Source organism: Streptomyces sp. P9-A2 (genome assembly GCF_036634175.1).
GTDB classification, from domain to species: Bacteria; Actinomycetota; Actinomycetes; order Streptomycetales; family Streptomycetaceae; genus Streptomyces; species Streptomyces pratens.
Genome location: NZ_JAZIFX010000001.1, coordinates 4,542,521 through 4,567,672, shown reverse-complemented (window position 1 = coordinate 4,567,672; position 25,152 = coordinate 4,542,521). Strand labels below are relative to the sequence as shown.

The window sequence follows — 25,152 nt, the reverse complement described above, 5'->3', positions numbered from 1 at the left end:
CCAGGGGGCGGGACGGGGTGTCCGGAATGCGGGATACATATCTCAGTGCGGGAGCGGTGCGGGGCCCGCGGTACGCGTGGGGGGGCGCGGCGCGGTACCTGTGGGGGGGCGGCGCGGCACCTGTGGGGGCGCGGCGCTTCAGCGGCCGGTGAGGTGGCCCTGCACGACCGGCGCCACCCGCTCGACGATCTGCTCGGCGTCCGCCGAGGCCAGCGGTTCGACCTTGATCACGTACCGGATCATCGCGATTCCGACCAGCTGGGCGGCGGCGAGCTCGGCGCGCAGTTCGGCGTCCGGCAGGTCGAGCCGCCCCGCGATACGGCGCAGCAGCTGGCCGGCGACCAGGCGACGGAAGACACCGGCGGCGATCTCGTTGTTCACGGCGGACCGGACGATCGCGAGCAGCGGGGCCCGGGTCACCGGGTTCTCCCAGAGGCCGAGGATCATCCGGGTCATCCGCTCGCCGACCTCCTCCAACGGAGCGTCGAGGACGGCTTCCCTGCCCTTGAGCACCGGGGCGAAGGCGACCTCGACGGCCGCCTCGAACACCTGCTCCTTGGTACCGAAGTAGTGGTGCACCAGCGCGGAGTCGACCCCGGCCGACTTGGCGATGCCCCGTACGGATGTCTTGTCGTACCCGCGTTCGGAGAACTCCTCGCGGGCGGCGTCCAGGATGCGGTCCCGGGTGCCGGCCGACTCCGTGCGCGAGGGCCGGCCACGGCGTCGGGGTGCGGCGGCGGGGCGGCCGGGGGACGTGTCCGGGGCCGTGGCGGACGCATCCGGGACCGACTCGTCCGGACCGCCGGACGTCGCGCCCGGACCGCCGGACGTCATGCCCGGACCGCCGGGAGACGCGTCCGGGTCACCGGGCACGGTGACGCCGGTCATCGGCGTGGCGCCCGCAGCGCCGAGGTCGCCGTCGAGGACCCGGGGGCACCTGGGGTCGCCGACGCCAGGTGCAGGCGGGTGAACGCCAGCGCCTCCGCCAGGTCGGCCTCGCGCTCGGCACCGGACATGGCACGGCGGGTGTTGACCTCGACGACGACATGGCCGTCGAAACCGTTGAGGGCCAGGCGCTCCAGCACCTCGGCGCAGGGCTGGTCGCCGCGGCCGGGCACGAGGTGCTCGTCCTTGGCCGAGCCCCGGCCGTCGGCGAGGTGGACGTGACCGAGGCGGTCACCCATGCGGTCGAGCATCCCCAGGGTGTCGGTGCGGGCGGTCGAGGCGTGGCTGAGGTCGATCGTGAAGTGGCGGTAGTCGTCCTTGGTGACGTCCCAGTCGGGGGCGTAGGCGAGCATCTCGCGGTCGCGGTAGCGCCACGGGTACATGTTCTCGACGGCGAACCGCACATCCGTCTCGTCGGCCATCCGCCAGATTCCGTCGACGAAGTCACGGGCGTACTGGCGCTGCCAGCGGAACGGCGGATGAACGACGACCGTGGCGGCGCCGAGCTTCTCGGCGGCGGTACGGGCCCGCTGGAGCTTGGTCCAGGGGTCGGTGGACCACACGCGTTGCGTGATGAGCAGGCAGGGGGCGTGCACGGCCAGGACGGGGATGCGGTGGTAGTCGCTGAGGCGGCGCAGCGCCTCGATGTCCTGGCTGACCGGATCGGTCCACACCATGACCTCGACACCGTCGTACCCGAGGCGCGCGGCGATCTCGAAGGCCGTCGCCGTCGACTCCGGATAGACGGAGGCCGTCGACAGAGCGACCTTCGCATCCGGGATGCGCACCGCTGGATCTGCCACGAGGGACAGCGTACGGGTTGTGTTCGACGGGTGGGACGCGGACGACGGGCTTCGGCCGGAGGCGTTCGCCCCGGCCGTGAGCACATGAGCACAGGACACGGGACGCTTCGTCCGTCCGGCGGTCCCGCGGCCCGAAGGCCGCCGTGTGATCGAGCTAACCGGACACCTGCCCCGCCGCCCCGGCTCGTGATCCCCGCACGGCCCGGCTCACCGAAGCCCGCACAGCATCGGCACATCGTCCCGCACGCCCCCGGCTCGTGGTCCCCGCGCGACGGGCGGTCGCATCCGCGCGGCGGGCGGTCGCGGTGCGCGACTACGCGGGCCCCATGTGGTCCAGGCGGCGCAGGATGACGCCCTCGCGCAACGCCCATGGGCAGATCTCCAGGGACTCCACCCCGAAGAGGTCCATCGTGGCCTCCGCGACCAGCGCCCCGGCGACCAGCTGGCCGGCGCGCGACTCGGAGACGCCGGGCAGCGCGGCGCGCTCGGCGGTGGTCATCACGGACAGCCTCGACACCCACCCCTCCAGGGACTGGTGCTTCAGCTCGCGCGGGACGTACGGACCCTCGGTGGAACGGGCGGCGCCCGCCAGGCGGGCGAGCTGCTTGAAGGTCTTGGAGGTGGCCACCACGTGGTCGGGCGGACCGAGACGGCTGAACTCGCCGACCGTACGGCCGATCTCCGCGCGGACGTGCCGGCGCAGCACCCGCACGTCGTCCGGCGCCGGCGGGTCGCCGGGCAGCCGGGTCCCGGTGAGGCGGCCGGCGCCCAGCGGCAGCGACACCACGGCGTCGGGCTCCTCGTCGATGCCGAAGGCTATCTCCAGGGAGCCGCCTCCGATGTCGATGACCAGCAGCTTCCCCGCCGACCAGCCGAACCAGCGGCGGGCGGCGAGGAAGGTCAGCCGGGCCTCCTCGGCACCGGTGAGGACCTGGAGTTCGACTCCGGTCTCCGCACGCACACGCTCGAGGACCTCGCCCGAGTTGCGGGCGTCGCGCACCGCCGAGGTCGCGAACGGCAGCAACTCCTCGACGCCCTTGTCCTCGGCGGCCTGGAGCGCCTCGTGGACGACCTGGATCACCTGATCGGCCCCACCGGGGCCGATCGCTCCGCCGGCGTCCAGCAGCTCGGCCAGGCGCAGCTCCGCCTTGTGCGAGTGCGCGGGCAGCGGGCACGCCCCGGGGTGCGCGTCGACCACCAGCAGATGCACCGTGTTCGAACCCACGTCGAGGACACCGAGTCTCATGTACGGAACGCTACTGCGCGTGACGCGGCGAAAAGTCCGCTCCGGAGCAGTCGGTCCGGTACGGGACAGTGATGTGGGCGACTTACCCTGGACGGGTGCCAAAGACGAAAAAGGCGAAGGCCGAGAAGACGGACAAAGCGACCAAGCAGGCCAAGAGTGTCAAGCCGGCCAAGAGTGCCAAGCCGGTCGACGGTCCGTCGCGGGTGCCGCCGAACGACGAGAAGGGCCTCGACTTCGCTCGGGCGTGGGTGGAGTTCCCCGACCCGGCGGACGAGGAGCAGGTGTTCCGCTGCGATCTGACATGGCTGACCTCTCGCTGGAACTGTGTCTTCGGCAGCGGTTGCCAGGGCATCCAGGCGGGCCGCGCGGACGACGGGTGCTGCACCCTGGGGGCGCATTTCTCGGACAAGGACGACGAGAAGCGGGTCGCGGGGCATGTGGCGAGACTGACGCCGGACATCTGGCAGCACCACGACGAGGGCATCCGGGGCGGCTGGGTCTCCGAGGACGAGGACGGCGACCGCCAGACCCGCCCCTTCCAGGGCTCGTGCATCTTCCAGAACCGGCCGGGCTTCGCCGGCGGCATGGGCTGCTCGCTGCACATCCTCGCCGTGCGGGAGGGCCGCGAACCGCTGGAGACCAAGCCGGACGTGTGCTGGCAGCTGCCGGTCCGGCGGACCTACGACTGGATCGACCGGCCCGACGACACGCGCGTGCTGCAGGTGTCGATCGGTGAGTACGACCGCCGGGGCTGGGGCCCGGGCGGTCACGACCTGCACTGGTGGTGCACGTCGGCGACCTCGGCGCACGGCGCGGGCGACCCCGTGTACGTGTCCTACCGGGCGGAGCTGACCGAGCTGATGGGCAAGGCCGGTTACGCCCGGCTGGCCGAGCTGTGCGAGGAGCGGCTCGCCTCGCAGCTCCCGCTGCTGGCACCGCATCCGGCGGATCCCGCCTGACCCGCCTCCCCGTGCGCGGGACCCGGATCACCGGTTTCGGGTCCCGACAGCCCCCTCAGTCACGGCAGTCACGGCAGTCACGGCAGTCACGGCAGTCACGAAACGGACGGGCTCAGGGCGCCGCGGATGTCATCGCCGATGCCACCGCCGCCGTCCTCGGCGGGCGGGGACGCCGGCTGGGCAGGGGCGGCCTGGCCACCGGGGGCCGGATCTGTGGGCTCCGGGTCGGGCGACCGGGGCGGATCGCTCGGAGCGGGCTCCGGCGGGGGCGGTGACGTGGGTGTGGGCGTCGGGTCCGGGGTGGGGGACGACGGCGGGGGCCCGCCCGGGTCGTCGGAGTTCGGGGGCGGGGTGGACGGGGAACCGGGGTGCGAGGTTGCCGGGCTGCCGGGACGGTCGGGCCCCCCGGACCGACCGGGAAGGGGCGCGCCGGAGGAGGACGCACCGGAGGAGGACGGGAGGGGGGCGTTGCCGTGACCGTCGATGGTCACCACGGCGCCGGTGGGCGAGACCGCCACCCGCGCGCTCCAGCGGCCGGACGGCTCGCGCAGCTGGTCGACGTACACCCTGATCGTCAGTGACTGCCCCGGCCGGAGCGTCCCCGAGCCCTGGCTCAGGTAGAGCCAGGGCGCTCCCGTCGACGCGGACCAGCGGACCGGCACCGCGCCCCGCGCGGTGAGCGTGATCAGCGTGGTGTCGCCGCTGTGACCGGCGGTGACACCCAGCACGGCGGCACCCTTGTGGCCTGCGCCGGTGACCTCGACGACCTCCACGGACACGTCCGCCCTGCCGTGCCCGCCGTCCTCGCCGGAGCGGCTCCCGGGCCGGGTGTCGGCGTTGCCGGTGTTCTCGTAGCCGCCCGGGTCCCCGCCGGCGAGGTCGAGGGGCATGTCGGTCTCCCGCGCGGAGGCCGTCCGGTCGTCCCGGGCCTCGCCGACGGGGGCGCTCCGGTAGGCGGCGTACAGCGCGAGCACGGGGGCGGCGACGACGGTGGCGACCACGGTCGTCGTGACCGCACCCGCGCGCAGCCGGTTCCGGCGGGCGACACGGTCCTTGGGATCCATCGGGAATCCGCGCCGGTCGAAGCGGGGCGCGCCGCCGCGCGCGCGTGGGTGGTGCGCCAGGGCGGTGCGCAGGGCCGCTTCGGGAGCCGGAAGGACGTGCAGGGCGTCGGGGGTGACGCCGGTGCCGGGCCAGCGGCCGGGGAGGGCGCGCCCGGCGGTGCGGCGGCAGCCCGGGCAGTCGTCGACGTGCCGGACGAGTTCGCGGCGCAGCGCGCTGCTGAGCACGAGCCGGCTGTCACCGGTGAGATGCGCCACGCCCCGGCAGGCGCCGGTCTCGACGACGGCGAGCGCCGCGCGGGTGCGCTCGACCTCGCAGGCGGCGGAGGCGAGCAGTTCGCGGGCGGCGTCCGGTTCCATGCCGAGCACGGCGGCGACCTCGTGGGCTCCGAGGTGGTGCCGGACGGCGAGTTCGAGCGCCTCGCGCTGCTCCGGCGTGGTGCCCGCGGCCTCCGGCCAGGCGAGCAGGGCCAGCTCACGGCGGCGCTGCTCCCGTACCTCCTCGGAGACGGCCGGGGCGGCGGCGGTCCGTGCCGCCCGCTGCCGGGCCGCCCGGCCCGCCGCATGGGTGGCCTGGCGTTTCTGCCGGGCCTCGGCCAGCTTGCGCAGACAGGCCCAGCGGGCCAGCGCGTACAGCCAGGCCCTGTGGTCCCCGGACGCTTCCGGGAGGTGCCGGCCGCGGCGCTCCGCGAGGGTGAGGACGTCGGCCAGGGCGGCGGTCGCCGCGTCGTGGTCGCACAGCACTGACAGGCAGTAGGTGAAGAGGCCGTCCAGACACGGTTCGTGGCAGGTGGGCGGCCGGTGTGCCGGCGTGTGCGCGGCCCCCCGGTCGCGCATCTCCCGGTGCGCCCGGTGCGTGCCGGTCGTGCGGGTCGGGATCTCCGGGCCACTGCTCGTCATTCGGCGACCGTAGGCGGCCGGAGTCGGCCCCTCCCGGAGCCCTGCGCACTTTTAATCCGTACGGGTGAAACGATCCCTCAATCGGGGGTGAGAACCCTTCGCTCCACGGGTGGGGAGGGGAAATCGGCCCGGTGCCGGGACCGGTGACCGGGCACTGCGCGCCCGGCCGTCAGTGCCGGGCGCTACCGTTTCGACCATGGCTGCCCGTACCAAGACCACCAAGGACCGACCGTCCTACCGCTGCACCGAGTGCGGCTGGCAGACGGCCAAGTGGCTCGGCCGCTGCCCCGAGTGCCAGGCCTGGGGGACGGTCGAGGAGTACGGCGTGCCCGCGGTCCGTACGACGGCGCCGGGGCGGGTCACCACCTCCGCCGTGCCCATCGGCCAGGTCGACGGCCGTCAGGCCACGGCCCGCTCCACCGGTGTTCCCGAGCTGGACCGGGTGCTCGGCGGTGGGCTCGTCCCCGGCGCGGTGGTACTCGTCGCGGGTGAGCCGGGTGTCGGCAAGTCCACGCTCCTGCTGGACGTCGCGGCCAAGGCGGCGAGCGACGAGCACCGCACGCTCTATGTCACGGGCGAGGAGTCGGCGAGCCAGGTCCGGCTGCGCGCCGACCGGATCCACGCCATCGACGACCATCTGTACCTCGCCGCCGAGACGGATCTGTCCGCCGTCCTCGGCCATCTGGACGCGGTGAAGCCGTCCCTGCTGATCCTCGACTCGGTGCAGACGATCGCCTCCCCGGAGCTCGACGGCGCGCCGGGCGGCATGGCCCAGGTGCGCGAGGTGGCGGGCGCGCTGATCCGCGCCTCCAAGGAGCGCGGGATGGCCACCCTGCTGGTGGGCCACGTCACCAAGGACGGCTCGATCGCGGGGCCGCGCCTGCTGGAGCACCTGGTGGACGTCGTCCTGAGCTTCGAGGGCGACCGGCACGCGCGCCTGCGCCTGGTGCGCGGCGTGAAGAACCGCTACGGCACCACGGACGAGGTCGGCTGCTTCGAACTGCACGACGAGGGCATCACGGGCCTGGCCGACCCCAGCGGGCTGTTCCTGACCCGCCGTGCGGAGCCGGTGCCGGGCACCTGTCTGACGGTGACGCTGGAGGGCCGCCGCCCGCTGGTCGCCGAAGTGCAGGCGCTCACCGTCGACTCGCAGATCCCCTCCCCCCGCCGCACCACGTCCGGGCTGGAGACCTCGCGTGTCTCGATGATGCTCGCGGTGCTGGAACAGCGTGGGCGCATCAGCGCCTTGGGCAAGCGGGACATCTACTCCGCGACGGTCGGCGGAGTGAAGCTCTCCGAGCCGGCGGCGGATCTGGCGATCGCGCTCGCCCTCGCGTCGGCGGCGAGCGACACCCCGTTGCCCAAGAACCTGGTCGCGATCGGCGAGGTCGGGCTCGCGGGCGAGGTCAGGCGGGTGACGGGCGTGCAGCGCAGGCTCTCCGAAGCGTATCGCCTGGGCTTCACCCACGCGCTCGTGCCGGGCGATCCGGGAAAAATCCCGTCAGGGATGAAGGTTCTGGAAGTCGCGGACATAGGGGACGCTCTGCGCGTCCTTCCGCGTTCGCGTCGCCGGGACGCCCCACGGGACGAGGAGGAGCGCCGGTAGACTTTGCCCTGGTCTCGCCCGTCCGTACGAACCGAGTGCGTCGGGGTCTCCCGTTCGAATCATGCCGGATAGGGAGCGGGGCCGGGCACGCGCAGCTGCAAGGCGGAGGTTGGAGTCGACGCGGTGGGGGTCCCCCTGCTCGAGCTCGTCGAGAGCTCGGGGGCGTCGGCGACCGACGGCAACACCGTTGGGGGTCCCCCTGCTCGAAGAGCTCGGGGGAGCGCGTGTCCGGCCCCGCGAGCCCGGCATGATTCGAACGGGAGACCCTGAACGGGGGCGCCCAGTCATCGCGACCGGAGGAGTGCAGTGGCAGCCAACGACCGGGCAGCAGCTCCCGGAAAGTCCGGCGGGAGCGCCGGTTCCGATCGCCTGATGCGCGCCTCGCTGAGTGCCGTGGCACCCGGCACCGCCCTCCGTGACGGCCTGGAGCGCGTACTCCGGGGCAACACGGGCGGTCTCATCGTGCTCGGTTCCGACAAGACCGTCGAGACGCTGTGCAGCGGCGGTTTCGTCCTGGACGTCGAGTTCACCGCGACCCGGCTGCGCGAGCTGTGCAAGCTCGACGGCGGCATAGTCCTGTCGTCCGACCTGTCGAAGATCCTGCGGGCGGGTGTCCAGCTGGTGCCGGACCCGACGATCCCGACCGAGGAGACCGGCACCCGGCACCGCACCGCCGACCGGGTCTCCAAGCAGGTCGGCTTCCCGGTCGTCTCGGTCTCCCAGTCGATGCACCTGATCGCGCTCTACGTCGACGGTCACCGCCGCGTCCTGGAGGACTCGGCGGCGATCCTGTCCCGTGCCAACCAGGCGCTCGCGACACTGGAGCGCTACAAGCTCCGCCTCGACGAGGTCGCCGGCACGCTGTCGGCGCTGGAGATCGAGGACCTGGTGACCGTGCGGGACGTCTCGGCGGTCGCGCAGCGGCTGGAGATGGTGCGCCGCATCGCCACCGAGATCGCCGAGTACGTGCTCGAACTCGGCACCGACGGCCGTCTCCTCGCCCTTCAGCTGGACGAGCTGATCGCGGGTGTGGAGCCGGAACGCGAGCTGGTCGTGCGGGACTACGTGCCCGAGCCCACCGCCAAGCGTTCCCGCACGGTCGACCAGGCCCTGCACGAACTGAACGCCCTCACCCACGCGGAACTGCTGGAACTGCCCACGGTGGCCCGTGCCCTGGGCTACACCGGCTCCCCCGAGACACTGGACTCGGCCGTGTCACCGCGCGGCTTCCGGCTGCTCGCCAAGGTGCCGAGGCTGCCCGGCGCGATCATCGACCGCCTGGTGGAGCACTTCGGCGGCCTGCAGAAGCTGCTGGCCGCCAGCGTGGACGACCTCCAGACGGTGGACGGCGTCGGCGAGGCCCGCGCCCGCAGCGTCCGGGAGGGCCTGTCACGGCTGGCGGAGAGTTCGATCCTGGAGCGGTACGTCTAGCTAGAAGACTCTGAAGATCTTGCTCGGACCGCCCGGTTCACGCCGGATTGCCGGTACATATCAATCGGCGTGAACCGGCTCAGGACGGGCGTGACTTCAAGACCTTCAGGACGCTTCCAGGGCGCGGTACGCCCAGGAGCCCCGGTACGCCCATGCCGGTGCACGCGGTACGCCCAGGAGCCCCGGTACGCCCATGCCGGTGCACGCGGGAGTTCCGGTACGCCCAGGAGCCCTGGTACGCGCGGGAAGCGGTGTGCCCGGGGCGGTCAGGCGCTCTTCAGCACGAAGGACGTCTGCACCTTCGCGAACACCGGTGTCTTCGCCTCGACCAAGTACGTGCCCGCCTCGGCCGACCCGGCCGGCGGGGTCGCGCACTGCGGGGCGCTCGGCTTGCGGTCCCACTTCACGGTGTACGTGATGCTGTCGCCCGCGGGCACCCGGAACACCAGGCTCCCCGCGCCCTTGGGGCAGTCGTCCGACGCCCAGTACACGTCGTCGGCGGATGCCTGAGTGATCGTCAACACCGCGCTCTTCGGGCCGAGATCGACCTTGCAGTCACTTTTGGAGATGTTCCGCGCGGTCAGCCGGAAGGTGGGCGTCCCGTCGGGCTCGTAGGAGTTGCGGACGCTGCTCAGGCTGAACTTGACGTCGCTCGCGGTGCAGTTGGAGAGTCCGGACCCGGCCGGCAGTGCGTCGCCCACACCGACCCCCGCCGTCGTACCGCCCTCGGAGCCGCTGCCCGCGCCGCCCTTTCCGCCGCCCCCGCCGCCGCCGTCCGATCCGCTGCCGCCGGAGTCACCGGGGTCGCCGTTCGCCTCGTCGTCCCCCGTGCCGGTCGAGGAGCCGCCCGAGTCCTCGTCACCGGACTCGTCACGACCGCCCGGTGCCTGACTGATGGCCGGCCCCGAACTCGACGGTCCCGGAGCGATGGTGGAGGGTGCGGGATTCTTGCCGTCGGCCCCGTTGTCGTGCCCGCCGCCGCCCCCGTCGCGGGAGACGACGACCCAGGCGACCAGCAACGCCAACACGCCCAGCAGGGACAGCAGTACGGCCCTCCTGCGCCAGTAGATGGAGGAGGGAAGCGGCCCGACCGGATTGCGCAGAGATCCCACAGCTCAAACTGTACGAGAGATCCGGGCCTTCACTGATCCCACCCGCCGCCGAGAACTCAACTTTTCCGGATCATCATCCCGGAAACGGCTGCCTGTTGCCGCTCTCGGTCAGGCACAACATGCGACGGTCACGAAGTGTGACGATACGAGTACTCTACCTACGGTCCGTGACCGAGGGCGGGGAGGTGGCCCTCGCCGCCGCCGGAAGCTCCACACTCCGACACCCCGTGTTCGCGATCGTGTCCCTTGCAGCTCTGGCCACGGCTCCGACCGCCATTGCGGCACGACGGGGGTGGCGGTGTCCCCGTTCGTGCCGGTGGTCGTGGCAGGATCGAGAGGCCATGACTGCTCTCACGAAGCCCCAGCCCGACGGCACCGCCGATCCCTCGTCCGAGCACGCTCCCGGAGCGTCGCTCCACTACCCCGTCATCGACTGGTTCGACGAGCACGCCCGGGATCTTCCGTGGCGACGCCCGGAGGCCGGCGCGTGGGGGGTGATGGTCAGTGAGTTCATGCTCCAGCAGACCCCGGTGAACCGGGTTCTGCCGGTCTACGAGCAGTGGCTGGCCCGCTGGCCGCGCCCCGCCGACCTCGCCGCCGAGGCGCCCGGTGAGGCCGTCCGCGCCTGGGGCCGGCTCGGCTACCCGCGCCGCGCCCTGCGGCTGCACGGCGCCGCCGCCGCCATAACGGAACGGCACGGGGGCGACGTACCCGCCGACCACGCGCAGCTGCTGGCGCTGCCCGGCATCGGCGAGTACACGGCCGCCGCCGTGGCGTCGTTCGCGTACGGGCAGCGGCACGCCGTACTGGACACCAACGTGCGCCGGGTGTTCTCCCGTGCGGTGACCGGTGCCCAGTACCCGCCGAACGCCACCACGGCCGCCGAGCGCCGGCTCGCCCGCGCGCTGCTGCCCGAGGACGAGCGGACCGCCGCGCGGTGGGCCGCCGCCTCCATGGAGCTGGGGGCGCTGGTGTGCACGGCGAAGAACGAGTCGTGCCATCGCTGCCCGATCGCCGCACAGTGCGCCTGGCGACTCGCGGACAAGCCGGCGCACGACGGCCCGCCGCGCCGGGGACAGACGTACGCGGGCACGGACCGCCAGGTCCGCGGGCGGCTGCTGGCCGTGCTCCGGGAGGCGCACAGTCCCGTACCGCAGGCGACCCTGGACCGGGTGTGGCACGAGCCGGTGCAGCGCGCCCGCGCACTGGACAGCCTGGTCGCCGACGGTCTGGTCGAACCACTGCCCGGCGGGCTCTACCGGCTGCCACTGACCTGACCCGACCCGACCCGACCGGCTACCGGCCACCGGCCGGCTGGGCCGGTCGGTCACCGGCCCAACCCGACCGACCGGCCCGACCGACCAACCCGACCGACCGACCCAGCCGGCCGGTCACCGGACCGACGCCGGTGGGCTCACCCGCGTACGGGCCATGTCGTCACACCCGCGCATCCACCCGCGGGGCGCACATCACCCCATAGACTCCCCAACTCTCCTGCAGCTTTACCTCGTTCCTACTTCCGTTACACAACCGACGGACAGCCGAGGGCAGGCCGCAGGCTGCTTCGGACAGTGCCGTGACAACGCCTCCGTACCTTCGTTCCCATGCCCCGCACGCAGTACACGGCGCACAGGGGCGCGATCACCACGGATCACAGCAGGGGGACCGGACCGCACGGGCGGGCCGGTACGGGGAGCGGAAGGCGGTTCACCATGACGCAGGGCGAGGTGCTCGGGTTCGAGGAGTACGTCCGTACCCGGCAGGACGCGCTGCTGCGCAGCGCACGCCGTCTGGTGCCCGACCCCGTCGACGCGCAGGACCTGCTGCAGACCGCGCTGGCCCGGACGTACGGTCGCTGGGACGGGATCGCCGACAAACGGCTGGCCGACGCCTACCTTCGCCGCGTCATGATCAACACCCGGACCGAGTGGTGGCGCGCCCGCAGGCTGGAGGAGGTGCCCACCGAGCAGCTCCCGGACGCCTGTGTGGACGACGTCACCGAGCAGCACGCCGACCGCGCCCTCCTGATGGACGTACTGAAGGTGCTCGCCCCGAAGCAGCGCAGTGTGGTGGTGCTGCGACACTGGGAGCAGATGTCCACGGAGGAGACGGCCGCCGCACTCGGCATGTCGGCCGGAACGGTCAAGAGCACGCTGCACCGGGCCCTGGCCCGGCTCCGCGAGGAGCTGGAGGCCCGCGAGCTGGACGCACGCGCGCTGGAGCGTGAGGAGCGGGAGCGTTGCGCGGCCTGACCGGCGTAGGACCCGTGCGGGTCCGGAGAACCGCCCGGGCGGCGACCACGGCGACGTCCGTGTTCGTCGCCCTCGCCCTTTTCGTCACCGCCTGCGGCAGGGGCGGCACCGGCGCCCGCGACGAGGGCCCGGCGCACGCGGACTCGGTGGCGAGCCCCCCCGCCTCCTCGGAGACCGGCTCGGAAACCCCGGTCGCGGCTGCCGGCCGGGTGGACGCCGTGCGGCTCGTCAAGGACGATCCCATGGTCTCGGCCGAGGTCAAGCGGCTGCTGAGGCCGTGCGTCGCCGACGAGTACCCCGTGGACGTGAGCTACGGGAACGTCACCGACGGGCCCGCGGACGATGTCGTCATCAACGTGCTGACCTGCGGAGACACGGTGGGCGTCGGCTCGTACGTGTACCGCGACCAGGGTGACGCGTACGTGAACGTGTTCAAGTCCGAGGAGCCCCCCGTGTACGCGGAGATCGACCGCGGGGACCTGGTGGTGACGATGCAGGTGTACGACCGGGGCGACCCGGTGTCGAGTCCGTCGGGCGAGAACGTGATCACCTACCGCTGGAGCGCCGGCCGGTTCACCGAGGAGTTCCGCACCCACAACGAGTACGGCAGGGTGTCCGGCACGGAGCCGACCCCGATGCCCGACAGCTGAGATCCGGAACCCGGGGCTTTGGACTCAGGGGCCCGGGGCCCGGGGCCCGGGCCGGAGCCTTGAAGGGTGGGGCCCGCACCACGTTTCGTGACGCGTGGCGTGAACCGGTGGGCCGCGCGGTCCGATGAGGGGGATGAACCCTCCGCGCGGTTTCCGCGTCTGCCCGGTGGGCGGGGTGGAACGCTCCCACCGGCCCGAGAGCGTACGAGAACCGAAAGCCGAGAGCCGAGAGCTGAGAGACCGGGATGACAGACCAGACCCACGTCCTGTTCGTCGAGGACGACGACGTCATCCGTGAGGCCACCCAACTCGCCCTGGAGCGGGATGGCTTCGCGGTCACCGCGATGCCCGACGGGCTGTCGGGCCTGGAGGCGTTCCGCGCCGACCGGCCGGACATCGCCCTCCTCGACGTCATGGTGCCCGGCCTCGACGGCGTCAGCCTGTGCCGGAGCATCCGCGACGAGTCGATGGTGCCGGTGATCATGCTGTCGGCGCGCGCGGACGCCATCGACGTGGTGCTCGGCCTGGAGGCGGGCGCCGACGACTACGTGACCAAGCCGTTCGACGGAGCCGTCCTGGTCGCCCGCATCCGCGCGGTCCTGCGCCGCTTCGCCCGGGCGAACGGCGGCCGGGAGGAAGCGGAGGCCGTGGCCCCCACCGGCGCGCTGGCCTTCGGCGAACTGGAGATCGACACCGTGGGCATGGAGGTGCGGCGGGCCGGGACGCCGGTGGCGCTGACACCGACCGAGATGCGGCTGCTGCTGGAGTTCTCCTCGGCACCCGGCACCGTCCTCTCCCGCGACCGACTGCTCGAACGCGTGTGGGAGTACGGGTGGGGCGGCGACACCCGCGTCGTCGACGTCCATGTGCAGCGGCTGCGCGGGAAGATCGGCCAGGACCGCATCGAGACGGTCCGCGGCTTCGGCTACAAACTGAAGGCCTGAGCACGGACATGCGGCGGTACGTCGGGCGCCTGGTGAGCGCGGGAACACAGGGGGATTCCAGGAGTGGGGCTCCCGGAAGACCGGCGAGCGGCGGCATCCGGGAGGGATTCGGGCCGTCTGCGGGCGCCGGCACGCGGGGCAGATTCGGGCGACTGGTGGGCGCGGGGCTCGAACGGGCGGGTGTGCTCACCGGGCTGAGATGGAAGCTCAGCGCGGCCATCGCCCTGGTCGGTGCGCTGGTGGCGGTCGCGCTGAGCCTGGTCGTGCACAACGCGGCCCGGGTGTCGATGCTGGACAACGCGCGCGACCTCGCCGACGAACGCATCGTCATCGCCCAGCGCAACTACGAGCTGTCGGGGCGGCTGAACTTCCCCAACACCAGGATCGACGACCCCGACCTGCCGGAGGAGCTGCGGGCGAAGGCCGAGGAGGGCAGGCGGGCGACCTACGTGGCGAACCGGGCGGACGGAACGCCGGACATCTGGGCGGCCGTGCCGCTGAAGAACGGCCATGTCATGTCCCTGCACTCGGGCTTCACGGGCCGCAGCTCGAACATCCTCAAGGACCTGGACCAGGCCCTGGTGATCGGCTCCATCGCCGTCGTCCTGGGCGGCAGCGCGCTCGGGGTGCTGATCGGCGGGCATCTGTCCCGCCGGCTGCGCAAGGCGGCGATCGCGGCCAACCGGGTCGCCAAGGGGGAGACGGAGGTCCGGGTGCGGGAGGCCATCGGCGGGGTCGTCCGGGACGAGACCGACGATCTGGCCAGCGCGGTGGACGCGATGGCGGACGCGCTGCGCCAGCGGCTGGAGGCCGAACGCCGGGTCACCGCCGACATCGCACACGAACTGCGCACCCCGGTCACCGGTCTGCTGACCGCCGCCGAACTGCTGCCGCCGGGCCGGCCGACCGAGCTGGTGCTGGACCGGGCGAAGGCCATGCGCACCCTGGTCGAGGACGTCCTGGAGGTGGCCCGGCTGGACGGCGCCTCGGAACGGGCCGAGCTGCAGGACATCCTGCTGGGTGAGTTCGTCGCCCGACGGGTCGCGGCGAGGCGCGAGGCCCGGTCCCGCGAGCCCGGCCTGATCCGGACGGGAGGGCCCGGGGACCCGGATGTCACGGTGCGCGTGGTACGCGAGTCGGAGGTCACCACCGATCCGCGGCGCCTGGAACGCGTGCTGTTCAACCTGCTGGCCAACGCCGCCCGGCACGGCAGGCCACCTGTCGAGGTCTCCGTCGAGGGGCGGGTCGTCCGGGTCCGCGACCACGGGCCCGGCTTCCCCGCGGACCTGCTCGCCGAGGGGCCGAGCCGTTTTCGCACCGGCAGCGCGGACCGGGCCGGCCGCGGTCACGGCCTGGGCCTGACCATCGCGGCCGGGCAGGCCCGGGTCCTGGGCGCGCGGCTGACCTTCCGCAACATACGGCCGGCCGGCGTGTCCGAGGACTCGCCGGCCGAGGGGGCGGTCGCCGTGCTGTGGCTGCCGGAGCACGCACCGACGAACACGGGAAGTTATCCGATGCTCCCGTAGGGTGGCCGGCCGCGGAGACCCGGGGCCGGGATGTCCACCCGGACCGGAGTCCTCAGAACTGCACGCCCTTGCCGCGCAGGAACTTGACCGGGTCGATCGCGGAACCGTAGTTCGCGCCGGTCCGGATCTCGAAGTGCAGGTGGGGGCCGCTGGAGTTGCCGGTGTTGCCGGACAGGGCGATCTTCTGGCCGGTCTTGACGACCTGACCGGGCTGCACGTTCACCTGGGAGAGGTGGGCGTACTGGGAGTACGCCCCGTTGCCGTGGTTGATGACCACGGCGTTGCCGTAGGCCGGGCCGTCGCCGGCGCCGTTGCCGCCCGCCTTGACGACCGTGCCGCCGTGCGTGGCCTTGACCTCGGTGCCGTTCGGCACCGCGAAGTCCTGACCGCTGTGGGCGGACTGCCACATGCCGCCGGCCTGGGCGTAGGTCGCCGAGATCGTGTACTGCTCCACCGGGTCGACCCAGGACGCCTTCTTCTTGGCGGGCTGAGCCGGCTTCTTGGCCTTCGCGGCCTTCTTCACCTCGGCGGTCTTCTTCACCTCGGCGGTCTTCTTCACCTCGGCGGTCTTGGTCTCCGCGGCCTTGGCCTGGGCGTCCGCCTGCGCCTGCACGGCCTTGGCGGTGTTGCCGGTGACGGCCTTGGTGTCGGCGGCGGCCGCGATCCCGGCTCCCACGACGGCCGTGACTCCCATGCCGGCGGCCAGAACGGCCGCACGGGTGCGGAGGTGGGACGTGAGGAAGGAACGGGGCGTGACGCGCTGGGACATCTGAACCTCGTAAGGAAGGGAGCAGGGGAAAGCCACCGGGCGAACTGGTCCCCGCCGCAGTGGCCATTCCTTGGTAACCCCTTCACCCGCAAAGCCACAAAAAGGGTGATCTACGAACCAAGTTCGTACTTCTGGAGTGAGATGGGCGTCTCTTGACACCAGGCCCGTACCGGACGAAAGCCCCATTCAGGGCTGATCGATCAGGCGCTTACGCCAAATGTCCGCTTCACGTTTCAGCGTTTCGCTACTATTACGGCTCGTAACGGACAAATCGGCTGTGCAGCATGTCACCGAGGGGCGGGTTCGGCCATTCCATAAATGTGGCGTGCGCCTCTCTGGCCACCCACCGCTCGGCAACCCTACGGTTCACCTCGCGTCACCCTCGAAGAGGAACATGCACACGACACATCGGCAGCGTGACGAGCCCGAGAGGACCCCCACCACATGAGAAGCCGACGCTCCTGGCTGCGCCGCGCATCGGTCACCGCCGTCTCCACCGCGGCCCTGGTGGCCCTGGCCGCCCCCGCCCAGGCAGCGACCGCCCCCGGCACCTCCGCAACGGCCGCAACGGCCGCAACGGCCAACGTGACGGCTGCGGCAGCCGCCGCGGACGTCGACTACGACACCTGGCAGCGGGACTGCCAGGCGGTCATGGACCAGGCCCTGCCGCAGCTGACGCAGCGGATCGCGAACCCGCGGCCGGGCGAGAAGCAGGCGATCGTCCTCGACATCGACAACACCGCCCTGGAGTCCGACTTCGGATTCAAGTTCCCGGCACCGGCCAACGAGCCGGTTCTGGAGGTCGCGCAGTACGCCCAGGAACGCGGGGTCGCGGTGTTCTTCGTGACCGCCCGGCCGGGCATCATCGAGGCCTTCACCGAGTACAACCTCGACCACGCCGGATACGAGTCCGCCGGGCTGTACGTCCGCGGCTTCCTCGACCTGTTCCGGAATGTGGCCGAGTACAAGACGGCCCAGCGCGTCGACATCGAGTCGAAGGGCTACACGATCATCGCCAACATCGGCAACAACACCACCGACCTGGCGGGCGGCCACGCCGAGAAGACCTACAAGCTGCCGGACTACGACGGCCAACTCTCCTGACCCGGCCCCGGGCAGCCGAAAGGGGCCGGTGCCCTTCCCGGGCACCGGCCCCTTTCGGCTGCCGTGACGCTTACGCGTCCTTGCTGAGGTTCGGACCGGCTCCGCCGGCCGCCTGCTCGATCGGCGGGACGTCGGGCAGGGCCGACTTCTCCTCACCGCGGAAGGTGAAGGTCGCGCTCTCGCCCTCGCCCTCGATGTCCACGACCACGATGTGGCCGGGGCGCAGCTCGCCGAAGAGGATCTTCTCCGACAGCGAGTCCTCGATCTCGCGCTGGATGGTCCGGCGCAGCGGCCGGGCACCCATGACGGGGTCGTAGCCCCTCTTGGAGAGGAGGTCCTTGGCCGACTGGGAGAGCTCGATACCCATGTCCCGGTCCTTGAGGCGCTCGTCCACCTTCTCGATCATCAGGTCGACGATCGCGAGGATGTCCTCCGGGGTCAGCTGCGGGAACACGACCACGTCGTCGACGCGGTTGAGGAACTCGGGACGGAAGTGCTGCTTGAGCTCGTCCTGGACCTTGTTCTTCATGCGCTCGTAGTTGGTCTTCTTGTCGCCCGCGGCGGCGAAGCCCAGGTTGAAGCCCTTGGAGATGTCCCGGGTGCCGAGGTTGGTCGTCATGATGATGACCGTGTTCTTGAAGTCCACGACCCGGCCCTGGGAGTCGGTCAGGCGACCGTCCTCCAGGATCTGCAGCAGCGAGTTGAAGATGTCCGGGTGGGCCTTCTCGACCTCGTCGAAGAGGACGACCGAGAACGGCTTGCGGCGCACCTTCTCCGTCAGCTGGCCGCCCTCCTCGTAGCCCACGTATCCGGGGGGCGAACCGAAGAGACGCGAGACCGTGTGCTTCTCGCTGAACTCCGACATGTCGAGGGAGATCAGCGCGTCCTCGTCACCGAACAGGAACTCGGCGAGGGCCTTGGACAGCTCGGTCTTACCGACACCGGACGGACCGGCGAAGATGAACGAACCACCGGGACGCTTCGGGTCCTTCAGACCGGCACGCGTACGGCGGATGGCCTTCGACAGCGCCTTGACGGCGTCCTTCTGGCCGATGACCCGCTTGTGGAGCTCGTCCTCCATGCGCAGCAGACGCGAGGACTCCTCCTCGGTCAGCTTGAAGACCGGGATGCCGGTGGCCGTCGCGAGGACCTCGGCGATCAGGTCGCCGTCGACCTCGGCGACGACGTCCATGTCGCCGGCCTTCCACTCCTTCTCGCGCTTGGCCTTGGCGGAGAGGAGCTGCTTCTCCTTGTCGCGCAGGGAGGCGGCCTTCTCGAAGTCCTGCGAGTCGATCGCGGACTCCTTGTCCCGGCGGACACCGGCGATCTTCTCGTCGAACTCGCGCAGGTCCGGCGGCGCGGTCATCCGGCGGATGCGCATCCTCGAGCCGGCCTCGTCGATCAGGTCGATCGCCTTGTCCGGGAGGAAGCGGTCCGAGATGTACCGGTCGGCCAGGGTGGCGGCCTGCACCAGCGCCTCGTCGGTGATCGAGACGCGGTGGTGCGCCTCGTACCGGTCGCGCAGACCCTTGAGGATCTCGATGGTGTGCGGCAGGGACGGCTCGGCGACCTGGATCGGCTGGAAGCGGCGCTCGAGGGCCGCGTCCTTCTCCAGGTGCTTGCGGTACTCGTCCAGCGTGGTCGCGCCGATCGTCTGCAGCTCACCGCGGGCCAGCATCGGCTTCAGGATGGAGGCCGCGTCGATGGCGCCCTCGGCGGCACCCGCACCGACCAGCGTGTGCAGCTCGTCGATGAACAGGATGATGTCGCCGCGGGTGCGGATCTCCTTGAGCACCTTCTTCAGGCGCTCCTCGAAGTCACCGCGGTAGCGGGAGCCGGCGACCAGGGCACCGAGGTCCAGGGTGTAGAGGTGCTTGTCCTTGAGGGTCTCGGGCACCTCGCCCTTGACGATGGCCTGGGCGAGGCCCTCGACGACGGCGGTCTTGCCGACGCCGGGCTCACCGATCAGCACCGGGTTGTTCTTGGTGCGACGGGACAGCACCTGCATGACCCGCTCGATCTCCTTCTCGCGCCCGATGACCGGGTCGAGCTTGGACTCACGAGCGGCCTGGGTGAGGTTCCGGCCGAACTGGTCGAGGACCAGGGACGTGGAGGGGGTGCCCTCGGCAGGACCGCCGGCGGTGGCGGTCTCCTTGCCCTGGTAACCGGAGAGCAGCTGGATGACCTGCTGCCGCACCCGGTTGAGGTCTGCGCCCAGCTTGACCAGGACCTGGGCGGCGACGCCCTCGCCCTCACGGATCAGGCCGAGCAGGATGTGCTCCGTGCCGATGTAGTTGTGACCCAGCTGCAGCGCCTCGCGGAGCGACAGCTCGAGAACCTTCTTGGCACGGGGAGTGAAGGGAATGTGACCCGACGGGGCCTGCTGGCCCTGCCCGATGATCTCCTCCACCTGCTGGCGGACCGCCTCGAGCGAAATCCCGAGGCTCTCAAGGGCCTTGGCGGCGACACCCTCACCCTCGTGGATCAGGCCCAGGAGAATGTGCTCGGTGCCGATGTAGTTGTGGTTGAGCATCCGGGCTTCTTCCTGAGCCAGGACGACAACCCGCCGCGCGCGGTCGGTGAACCTCTCGAACATCGTTAATCGCTCCTCAGAGCGGTCAGGCAGTGGGGGGAACTTCCCCTCCCTGTCCTTCCGCAGCTTAGTCCCGCAAGCGGGGACCGCTCATTCCAACTGCCGACACCGTCGATGGCCTCCTGACCCCGAACGCCGACATCTGCTTCAACCCGATGGTGCGAGACGATGTTCCCGCAGGCCAGGCAGTTACCCTCATCGCCAGTACGCCGACGGCGAACGCGAGATGTGCCGCCCTGCGTGTCGACCCCTCCCACTAGGGATGTCTTACCCGCTGCGACCGGCAATCCATGCCGAGAGCAGGGGTTCCCTCCGCTACGGGCGAACAACCTTGCGCCTCCCCGGGCTCCCTCACGCCCCCTTGTTCGACACACTGCGCATACGCGAGAGCACCCAGCGTAACCCGAACGGCCTTCCGGCAGTTGCGCTTGCATGGCCGGCACCGTCCCATCCGTCACCGCGGTCCCCTCGATCCCCGCGCACCGTTCCGTCAGCGCGGCCGACGGGGCCCCGGGCTCTCGCGGGCCCCTCGGTGCGCCCGATCCGGCCGGGGCGGACGAGCCGGGCACTCCGGGCGGCCCGGATGATCCGGTCCGGCACTGGTACGAGAACAAGCAAAGGTGGCCGACGGTGCCCGGTTCTCCGGTACGCCTGTCGGTGGGGGTGCGCTTCGACGTCCTGGACGTCCCCGCCGAGGCGGGCCGTGCGGCGCTGGAGCGCCTGGAGCGCCCGGAGTCTCCGGAACGTCCAAAGGGCCCCCGGCGGGCCGGACACACTGCCGGGTGGTTTCCGGTGGCTCTGCAGGGGGGCCGGATGCGGCTGCTGGTGGCCGCGGGCAGTGCGGAGGAACTGCCGGAGCTGCTCACCTGGCTGGAGTGGGGCACGCTGGCCCTCGATCTGGCCGCGATCGGCACGGGCGGCCTCATCGACGCTCCACCGCCCCCTGGGGTCGCCGGCCATGATGCCGTCCGGCCGCTCTCCCCGGGAAGCGCCGGTTCGCAGGGGGCCGCCGTATGGCTGCGGCCCCCCGAGCCGGGGCGCGAGGTCGAGGCCTCGCTGCCGACGCTGTCGGTGACGGGAACCCGTGGGGGCGCCCCCGATCTCGTACGGCTGGTGAACACGGTGGCCACGCAGTGCCACCGGGTCCGGATCCTGCGCGCCTGCGGCCGGCCGCAGGCCGGAGTGCGTGAGGCGGGGAGGGCCGACGGTCAGCCGTTGGCCTGCTCGTAGGCCTCGCGGATGGCCGCGGGGACACGGCCGCGGTCGTTGACCTCGTGGCCGTTCGCCTTCGCCCAGGCGCGGATCGCCGCGGTGTCCTGGTTGCCGCCGGAAGCGGCACGCGCCTTTCCGCGCCCGCCCGAAGCACGGCCTCCCGTGCGACGGCCGCCCTTCACGTAAGGCTCGAGAAGGCCACGGAGCTTGTCCGCATTGGCGGTGGTGAGATCGATCTCGTATGTCTTGCCGTCCAACGCGAACGTCACGGTCTCGTCCGCTTCGACGCCGTCGAGGTCGTCGACAAGAAGGACCTGAACCTTCTGTGCCACCGGATTTCCTTTCATCGATAACGTCAGGGCCCCGGTGTACCGGCTTCCGCCGTATCGCCGTCCCCTGTTATATGCACTACTGCAGTACGTCGGAAAGCAAACCGCTTTTGCCGGAAAAACACAAACCCCGGGGACGGACCCACTGCCGCACACAGCCCGGAAACGTGCGCGTTTCGGACATAGGGAACCGGCAAGGCTCACGGCACGGAAGCAGTACGGAATATGCCTTGACGTGGTACACCGAGACCTCCGCCGCAAGGCGTCGGGTGCGGAACGCCGACGATCACAGATGCAGAAGCATCCGGCTGTTGCCCAGAGTGTTCGGTTTCACGCGTTCGAGACCGAGGAACTCCGCGACACCTTCGTCATAGGAACGCAGCAGCTCGGCGTACACATCGGTGTCGACGGGCGTCTCACCGATCTCCACGAAGCCGTGCTTGCCGAAGAACTCGACTTCGAAGGTCAGACAGAAAACACGGCGCACACCGAGCCAGCGGGCGGTCTGCAGCAACTTCTCCATCAGGCGATGCCCCACACCGGCGCCCTTGAGTCCGGGCTTCACGGCGAGAGTACGGACTTCCGCGAGGTCTTCCCACATCACGTGCAGTGCGCCGCAGCCGACGACCTCCCCGTTGTCGTCCCGTTCCGCGATCCAGAACTCCTGGATCGCCTCGTAAAGAGTCACCGTTGCTTTGTCGAGCAGGATGCCCTTGCGGACGTAGGCGTCGAGGAGGTGGCGCACGGCGGAGACATCGCCGGTGCGGGCCCGCCGGACGGTGATGGCTTTTGCGGTGACATCCGGGCTGTCTGCTGACATGAGCGGACGCTATCGCCCGCGCGGACCCTCGCCCGCGGCGGGGTTCTCGACAGAGGGTTCCGCGGGCGGAGGCTGTTCGGGCGACCCTGCTTCTTCGGGCGAACCGGCCTGTTCCGTCGAACCGGCCTGTTCCGTCGAACCGGCCTGTTCCGTCGATCCGACTCGTTCCGCCGGCCGGCGTTGTTCCCCGGTTTCCGGAAGCTGTGCAACGCGTACGGCATCCGTGAGGGCCTGACGCTGTTCCTCGCTCATCATGCCGAAGAAGGCGACGAGTGCGGCGGCGGCGTTGTCGCTCTGCGACCATGCCTCGTTCATCAGCGCGGCAGCGTACGCGGCGCGGGTGGAGACCGCTTCATATCGATAGGCCCGGCCTTCCGCCTGACGACGCACCCAGCCCTTCTGATGGAGATTGTCCAGAACGGTCATCACCGTGGTGTACGCGATGGACCGTTCCTTCTGCAGATCTTCAAGGACTTCCCTGACGGTCACCGGGCGGTTCCACTTCCACACCCGCGTCATGACCGCGTCTTCGAGTTCTCCCAGGGGGCGAGGCACATATCAGACAATAGTGCGTAATCACCCTCATGGCGTGCCGAACATATATGAGGATCTTCGCTCATGAACAAAAAACGGCGTACGACTCGCACTCGAGTCGTACGCCGGGGCCGTCTCCCGTGCCGCCCGCGGCCGGCGGGGCGGCCGACGGCTCGGTGGGCGGCGCGGCGGGCGGATCAGACGTCGGTCTTGGCGGTGGCCTGGTGGGTGGCCTCCGCGCGGGCGAGGGCCGCGTCCACGGCGGCGTCCTCCTTGGTCTTGTTGGCGCCACCCTGGGTCTTCACGATCACCCGGATCACACCGATGAAGAGAACGGCCATGACGACCGGGGGCAGGAGCGCGGAGACGTAGTCCATGGGTCCAGGGTAGCGAGGGCGGCCCGGCGGACGGCCGAGCGGGGGCGAATGCGCGGCGGGCACGGCGCGCCTGCGCGGGCGCGATGGGCGCGCGGCGACGATTCAGCCCGCGGCGAGTCGCCTGCCCTGCGGGGGCCGGGCGGGCTTACGACGGGGGAAGACCTCGCCCGGGGTGGGAACGGGGCGGCCGGGTTTCGGTGCGCCGGGAGCGGGAGCGGGGGCGGCGGGCTCGGGCCGGGGTGCGGACGGCTTGCGCTCCGACTCCTTCTCGGATTCCTCGGCGGCCTGGCCGCCCGGCAGGGCGAGGAGACGGGGACGGGAGGCGGGGACGACGGACAGGGGGCCCTCGGGCAGCGGAGCGGCGGACGGGACGCCGGGCGGGGAGCCGGTGGTGGCCGCGCGGACCGTGCGGCCTGCGAGGCGGGCCCGTACATCCTGCTCGGCCAGCAGCCGGCAGCGGCCCAGGAGGGCGGCGGCGGTGGGGTTCCCGCACAGCGCCCGGAGGGCGGCGAGGTCGTCGGCATCGGGACGGTAGCCGGCCCCCAGCGCCTCCTCCAGGAGCGCGAGGTAGCCGGCGACGGTGCCGGGGAGGGCGGCGCGGTAGCGGCCGAGGTCGGCCACCAGGAAGGTGCGCAGGCGGGAACTCTCCCGCGTCGCCTCGTCGAGGGAATCGGCTAGGCGAAGGCAGTCCTGGACGTCTTCGGCCGAGGCGGACATGGGGTGCAGGGCAAGGGCGAGGGCGCGGCGGAGCACACGCAGCTCCTCCGCGCCGAACGCCATGCCGCCGCGGGATCCGTAGGGCGTGGGCATGCGGCGACGGTACGCGCTAATCGGACAAACAAGGCATAGCGCACGGGTGTGGCGTGCGGGTACGGCGTCCGGGTCCACCCGGGTGGACCCGGACCGGACGAGGGCCGGACCGGACGGAGGCCGGACCGGACGGAGGCCCCGGCGAGGAGCAGGTGCCGCAGGGCGCGGGCTCGCGGAGCCCGAAACGGCCGGGGGAACCGGCCGGCGGCATCCGCTCCCCAAGAGCCCCGGCCCGTTCCCCGAGGGTTCCGACCCGCTCCGCGAGGCGTACGGGCCTGGCGGGGCCGGGCAGCTCCCGTACGGCTCGGGACCGGCCGCCCGTGGCCCGCGGGCCGGTCCCGGAGCGCCGCGTCCGGGATGCGCTACATCCGCGACACGTTCCGTTCGTAGACCAGGCGCAGGCCGATCAGGGTCAGCCACGGCTCGTGCTCGTCGATGACCTCGCTCTCGCCCAGGACCGTCGGCGCGAGTCCGCCGGTCGCGATGACGGTCACCTCCTCGGGATCGTCGGAGAGCTCGCGGGCCATCCGGCGGACGACGCCGTCGACCTGGCCGGCGAAGCCGTAGACGATGCCGGACTGCATCGCCTCGACCGTGTTCTTGCCGATCACGTTCCGGGGCCGGGCCACCTCGATCTTGCGGAGCTGCGCGCCGCGGACGCCGAGCGCCTCGACGGAGATCTCGATGCCGGGGGCGATGACGCCGCCGATGTACTCCCCGCGCGCGCTGATCGCGTCGAAGGTGGTGGCGGTCCCGAAGTCGACGACGATGGCCGGCCCGCCGTAGAGGTCGACGGCGGCGACCGCGTTGATGATGCGGTCCGCGCCGACCTCCTTGGGGTTGTCCGTGAGGATCGGCACCCCCGTCTTCACGCCCGGCTCGACCAGCACCGCGGGGACGTCGCCGTAGTAGCGGCGGGTCACCTCACGGAGTTCGTGCAGGACGGAGGGGACGGTCGCGCAGATGGCGATGCCGTCGATGCCGTCGCCCAGTTCGTCGCCGAGCAGGGGATGCATGCCCATCAGGCCCTGGAGAAGAACGGCGAGCTCGTCGGCGGTGCGGCGCGCGTCCGTGGAGATCCGCCAGTGTTCGACGATGTCCTCACCGTCGAACAGGCCCAGGGTGGTGTGCGTGTTGCCCACGTCGATCGTCAGCAGCATGGCAGACCC

The 25,152-nt window shown here is 71.4% G+C and carries 23 protein-coding genes; 10 read left to right on the top strand and 13 right to left on the bottom strand.

The annotated features are described in order from the left end of the window. Positions 1-138: 138 nt before the first annotated feature. From V4Y04_RS20795 to V4Y04_RS20785, 3 genes are all read right to left on the bottom strand, one after another. On the bottom strand, positions 139-888 hold the full coding sequence (locus V4Y04_RS20795) for a TetR/AcrR family transcriptional regulator (RefSeq protein ID WP_332429696.1): 750 nt from the start codon (positions 886-888) through the stop codon (positions 139-141). Beyond that, positions 885-1,748, bottom strand: coding sequence for a sugar phosphate isomerase/epimerase family protein (locus tag V4Y04_RS20790; protein ID WP_332429695.1), 864 nt, complete (start codon positions 1,746-1,748; stop codon positions 885-887). The genes V4Y04_RS20795 and V4Y04_RS20790 overlap by 4 nt, the downstream gene beginning before the upstream one ends. Before the next feature lie 313 nt (positions 1,749-2,061). Next, positions 2,062-2,994: a Ppx/GppA phosphatase family protein gene (locus V4Y04_RS20785; RefSeq protein WP_332429694.1), complete on the bottom strand. Its 933-nt coding sequence runs from the start codon at positions 2,992-2,994 to the stop codon at positions 2,062-2,064. Between the two features lie 95 nt (positions 2,995-3,089). Between V4Y04_RS20785 and V4Y04_RS20780 the strand changes: the two genes are divergently transcribed. Next, positions 3,090-3,953, top strand: a complete 864-nt coding sequence (locus V4Y04_RS20780) for a hypothetical protein (RefSeq protein ID WP_332429693.1) — start codon at positions 3,090-3,092, stop codon at positions 3,951-3,953. A gap of 95 nt (positions 3,954-4,048) precedes the next feature. Here the strand turns inward: V4Y04_RS20780 and V4Y04_RS20775 are convergent, their stop codons facing one another. Further along, positions 4,049-5,914 carry a BACON domain-containing protein gene (locus V4Y04_RS20775; protein WP_332429692.1) on the bottom strand — a complete coding sequence of 622 codons (1,866 nt, stop codon included), beginning with the start codon at positions 5,912-5,914 and terminating at the stop codon, positions 4,049-4,051. 196 nt (positions 5,915-6,110) lie between these two features. On the opposite strand from V4Y04_RS20775, the gene radA reads away from it, so the two are divergent. Both radA and disA read left to right on the top strand, forming a co-directional pair. Then, positions 6,111-7,520: a DNA repair protein RadA gene (radA, locus tag V4Y04_RS20770; RefSeq protein WP_332429691.1), complete on the top strand. Its 1,410-nt coding sequence runs from the start codon at positions 6,111-6,113 to the stop codon at positions 7,518-7,520. Between the two features lie 306 nt (positions 7,521-7,826). After that, positions 7,827-8,951: a DNA integrity scanning diadenylate cyclase DisA gene (gene disA, locus V4Y04_RS20765; RefSeq protein ID WP_332429690.1), complete on the top strand. Its 1,125-nt coding sequence runs from the start codon at positions 7,827-7,829 to the stop codon at positions 8,949-8,951. A 266-nt stretch (positions 8,952-9,217) separates the two neighbouring features. On the opposite strand, the gene V4Y04_RS20760 is transcribed toward disA, so the two are convergent. Beyond that, a complete protein-coding gene (locus V4Y04_RS20760; RefSeq protein ID WP_332429689.1) occupies positions 9,218-10,063 on the bottom strand; it encodes a hypothetical protein in 846 nt (281 codons plus the stop codon). Positions 10,064-10,404: 341 nt separating this feature from the next. On the opposite strand from V4Y04_RS20760, the gene V4Y04_RS20755 reads away from it, so the two are divergent. The 5 genes from V4Y04_RS20755 (at position 10,405) to cseC (ending at position 15,435) form a co-directional block, all read left to right on the top strand. Beyond that, on the top strand, positions 10,405-11,340 hold the full coding sequence (locus V4Y04_RS20755) for an A/G-specific adenine glycosylase (RefSeq protein WP_332429688.1): 936 nt from the start codon (positions 10,405-10,407) through the stop codon (positions 11,338-11,340). A 435-nt stretch (positions 11,341-11,775) separates the two neighbouring features. After that, positions 11,776-12,315 carry a SigE family RNA polymerase sigma factor gene (locus V4Y04_RS20750; RefSeq protein ID WP_332432936.1) on the top strand — a complete coding sequence of 180 codons (540 nt, stop codon included), beginning with the start codon at positions 11,776-11,778 and terminating at the stop codon, positions 12,313-12,315. After that, positions 12,303-12,965 (top strand): hypothetical protein, encoded by a 663-nt coding sequence (locus V4Y04_RS20745; protein WP_332429687.1) that lies wholly within the window; start codon positions 12,303-12,305, stop codon positions 12,963-12,965. The genes V4Y04_RS20750 and V4Y04_RS20745 overlap by 13 nt, the downstream gene beginning before the upstream one ends. A gap of 245 nt (positions 12,966-13,210) precedes the next feature. Beyond that, the gene (gene cseB, locus V4Y04_RS20740; RefSeq protein ID WP_332429686.1) at positions 13,211-13,909 is read left to right on the top strand and encodes a two-component system response regulator CseB; all 699 of its coding nucleotides are present in this window, start codon (positions 13,211-13,213) and stop codon (positions 13,907-13,909) included. Then, the gene (gene cseC, locus V4Y04_RS20735) at positions 13,798-15,435 is read left to right on the top strand and encodes a two-component system sensor histidine kinase CseC (RefSeq protein WP_443080053.1); all 1,638 of its coding nucleotides are present in this window, start codon (positions 13,798-13,800) and stop codon (positions 15,433-15,435) included. Before cseB ends, cseC begins: the two co-directional genes overlap by 112 nt. Positions 15,436-15,487: 52 nt before the next feature. Here the strand turns inward: cseC and V4Y04_RS20730 are convergent, their stop codons facing one another. Beyond that, positions 15,488-16,204 (bottom strand): M23 family metallopeptidase, encoded by a 717-nt coding sequence (locus V4Y04_RS20730; RefSeq protein ID WP_332429684.1) that lies wholly within the window; start codon positions 16,202-16,204, stop codon positions 15,488-15,490. A 444-nt stretch (positions 16,205-16,648) separates the two neighbouring features. On the opposite strand from V4Y04_RS20730, the gene V4Y04_RS20725 reads away from it, so the two are divergent. Next, positions 16,649-17,308, top strand: a complete 660-nt coding sequence (locus V4Y04_RS20725) for an HAD family acid phosphatase (RefSeq protein WP_332429683.1) — start codon at positions 16,649-16,651, stop codon at positions 17,306-17,308. Positions 17,309-17,378: 70 nt separating this feature from the next. On the opposite strand, the gene V4Y04_RS20720 is transcribed toward V4Y04_RS20725, so the two are convergent. Continuing rightward, positions 17,379-19,904, bottom strand: coding sequence for an ATP-dependent Clp protease ATP-binding subunit (locus tag V4Y04_RS20720; protein WP_332429682.1), 2,526 nt, complete (start codon positions 19,902-19,904; stop codon positions 17,379-17,381). 429 nt (positions 19,905-20,333) lie between these two features. Here V4Y04_RS20720 and V4Y04_RS20715 point away from each other — a divergent pair, with 429 nt between their 5' ends. Beyond that, positions 20,334-21,131: an SCO3374 family protein gene (locus V4Y04_RS20715; RefSeq protein WP_332429681.1), complete on the top strand. Its 798-nt coding sequence runs from the start codon at positions 20,334-20,336 to the stop codon at positions 21,129-21,131. Here the strand turns inward: V4Y04_RS20715 and V4Y04_RS20710 are convergent. From V4Y04_RS20710 to V4Y04_RS20685, 6 genes are all read right to left on the bottom strand, one after another. Further along, positions 21,110-21,445, bottom strand: coding sequence for a histone-like nucleoid-structuring protein Lsr2 (locus V4Y04_RS20710; RefSeq protein WP_332429680.1), 336 nt, complete (start codon positions 21,443-21,445; stop codon positions 21,110-21,112). The two genes, V4Y04_RS20715 and V4Y04_RS20710, sit on opposite strands and share 22 nt — an antisense overlap. Positions 21,446-21,728: 283 nt before the next feature. Continuing rightward, positions 21,729-22,262, bottom strand: a complete 534-nt coding sequence (locus V4Y04_RS20705; protein ID WP_332429679.1) for an amino-acid N-acetyltransferase — start codon at positions 22,260-22,262, stop codon at positions 21,729-21,731. Positions 22,263-22,271: 9 nt separating this feature from the next. Further along, on the bottom strand, positions 22,272-22,781 hold the full coding sequence (locus V4Y04_RS20700) for a BlaI/MecI/CopY family transcriptional regulator (RefSeq protein WP_443080191.1): 510 nt from the start codon (positions 22,779-22,781) through the stop codon (positions 22,272-22,274). Positions 22,782-22,993: 212 nt separating this feature from the next. Continuing rightward, positions 22,994-23,173: a hypothetical protein gene (locus V4Y04_RS20695; RefSeq protein WP_332429677.1), complete on the bottom strand. Its 180-nt coding sequence runs from the start codon at positions 23,171-23,173 to the stop codon at positions 22,994-22,996. A gap of 102 nt (positions 23,174-23,275) precedes the next feature. Continuing rightward, entirely contained in the window at positions 23,276-23,953 is a 678-nt protein-coding gene (locus V4Y04_RS20690) for a hypothetical protein (RefSeq protein ID WP_332432935.1), read from the bottom strand. Positions 23,954-24,345: 392 nt separating this feature from the next. Beyond that, positions 24,346-25,143 (bottom strand): type III pantothenate kinase, encoded by a 798-nt coding sequence (locus V4Y04_RS20685; protein ID WP_332429676.1) that lies wholly within the window; start codon positions 25,141-25,143, stop codon positions 24,346-24,348. Between the last annotated feature and the right edge of the window lie 9 nt (positions 25,144-25,152).

Bases quoted from the DNA above. Each gene is read 5' to 3' on its own strand.
- V4Y04_RS20795 (WP_332429696.1), bottom strand. From the start codon at position 888: ATGACCGGCGTCACCGTGCCCGGTGACCCGGACGCGTCTCCCGGCGGT.
- V4Y04_RS20785 (WP_332429694.1), bottom strand. From the start codon at position 2,994: ATGAGACTCGGTGTCCTCGACGTGGGTTCGAACACGGTGCATCTGCTG.
- V4Y04_RS20775 (WP_332429692.1), bottom strand. From the start codon at position 5,914: ATGACGAGCAGTGGCCCGGAGATCCCGACCCGCACGACCGGCACGCAC.
- radA (WP_332429691.1), top strand. From the start codon at position 6,111: ATGGCTGCCCGTACCAAGACCACCAAGGACCGACCGTCCTACCGCTGC.
- V4Y04_RS20755 (WP_332429688.1), top strand. From the start codon at position 10,405: ATGACTGCTCTCACGAAGCCCCAGCCCGACGGCACCGCCGATCCCTCG.
- V4Y04_RS20750 (WP_332432936.1), top strand. From the start codon at position 11,776: ATGACGCAGGGCGAGGTGCTCGGGTTCGAGGAGTACGTCCGTACCCGG.
- cseB (WP_332429686.1), top strand. From the start codon at position 13,211: ATGACAGACCAGACCCACGTCCTGTTCGTCGAGGACGACGACGTCATC.
- V4Y04_RS20730 (WP_332429684.1), bottom strand. From the start codon at position 16,204: ATGTCCCAGCGCGTCACGCCCCGTTCCTTCCTCACGTCCCACCTCCGC.
- V4Y04_RS20725 (WP_332429683.1), top strand. From the start codon at position 16,649: ATGAGAAGCCGACGCTCCTGGCTGCGCCGCGCATCGGTCACCGCCGTC.
- V4Y04_RS20720 (WP_332429682.1), bottom strand. From the start codon at position 19,904: ATGTTCGAGAGGTTCACCGACCGCGCGCGGCGGGTTGTCGTCCTGGCT.
- V4Y04_RS20715 (WP_332429681.1), top strand. From the start codon at position 20,334: ATGGCCGGCACCGTCCCATCCGTCACCGCGGTCCCCTCGATCCCCGCG.
- V4Y04_RS20705 (WP_332429679.1), bottom strand. From the start codon at position 22,262: ATGTCAGCAGACAGCCCGGATGTCACCGCAAAAGCCATCACCGTCCGG.
- V4Y04_RS20700 (WP_443080191.1), bottom strand. From the start codon at position 22,781: ATGACGCGGGTGTGGAAGTGGAACCGCCCGGTGACCGTCAGGGAAGTC.
- V4Y04_RS20695 (WP_332429677.1), bottom strand. From the start codon at position 23,173: ATGGACTACGTCTCCGCGCTCCTGCCCCCGGTCGTCATGGCCGTTCTC.
- V4Y04_RS20690 (WP_332432935.1), bottom strand. From the start codon at position 23,953: ATGGCGTTCGGCGCGGAGGAGCTGCGTGTGCTCCGCCGCGCCCTCGCC.
- V4Y04_RS20685 (WP_332429676.1), bottom strand. From the start codon at position 25,143: ATGCTGCTGACGATCGACGTGGGCAACACGCACACCACCCTGGGCCTG.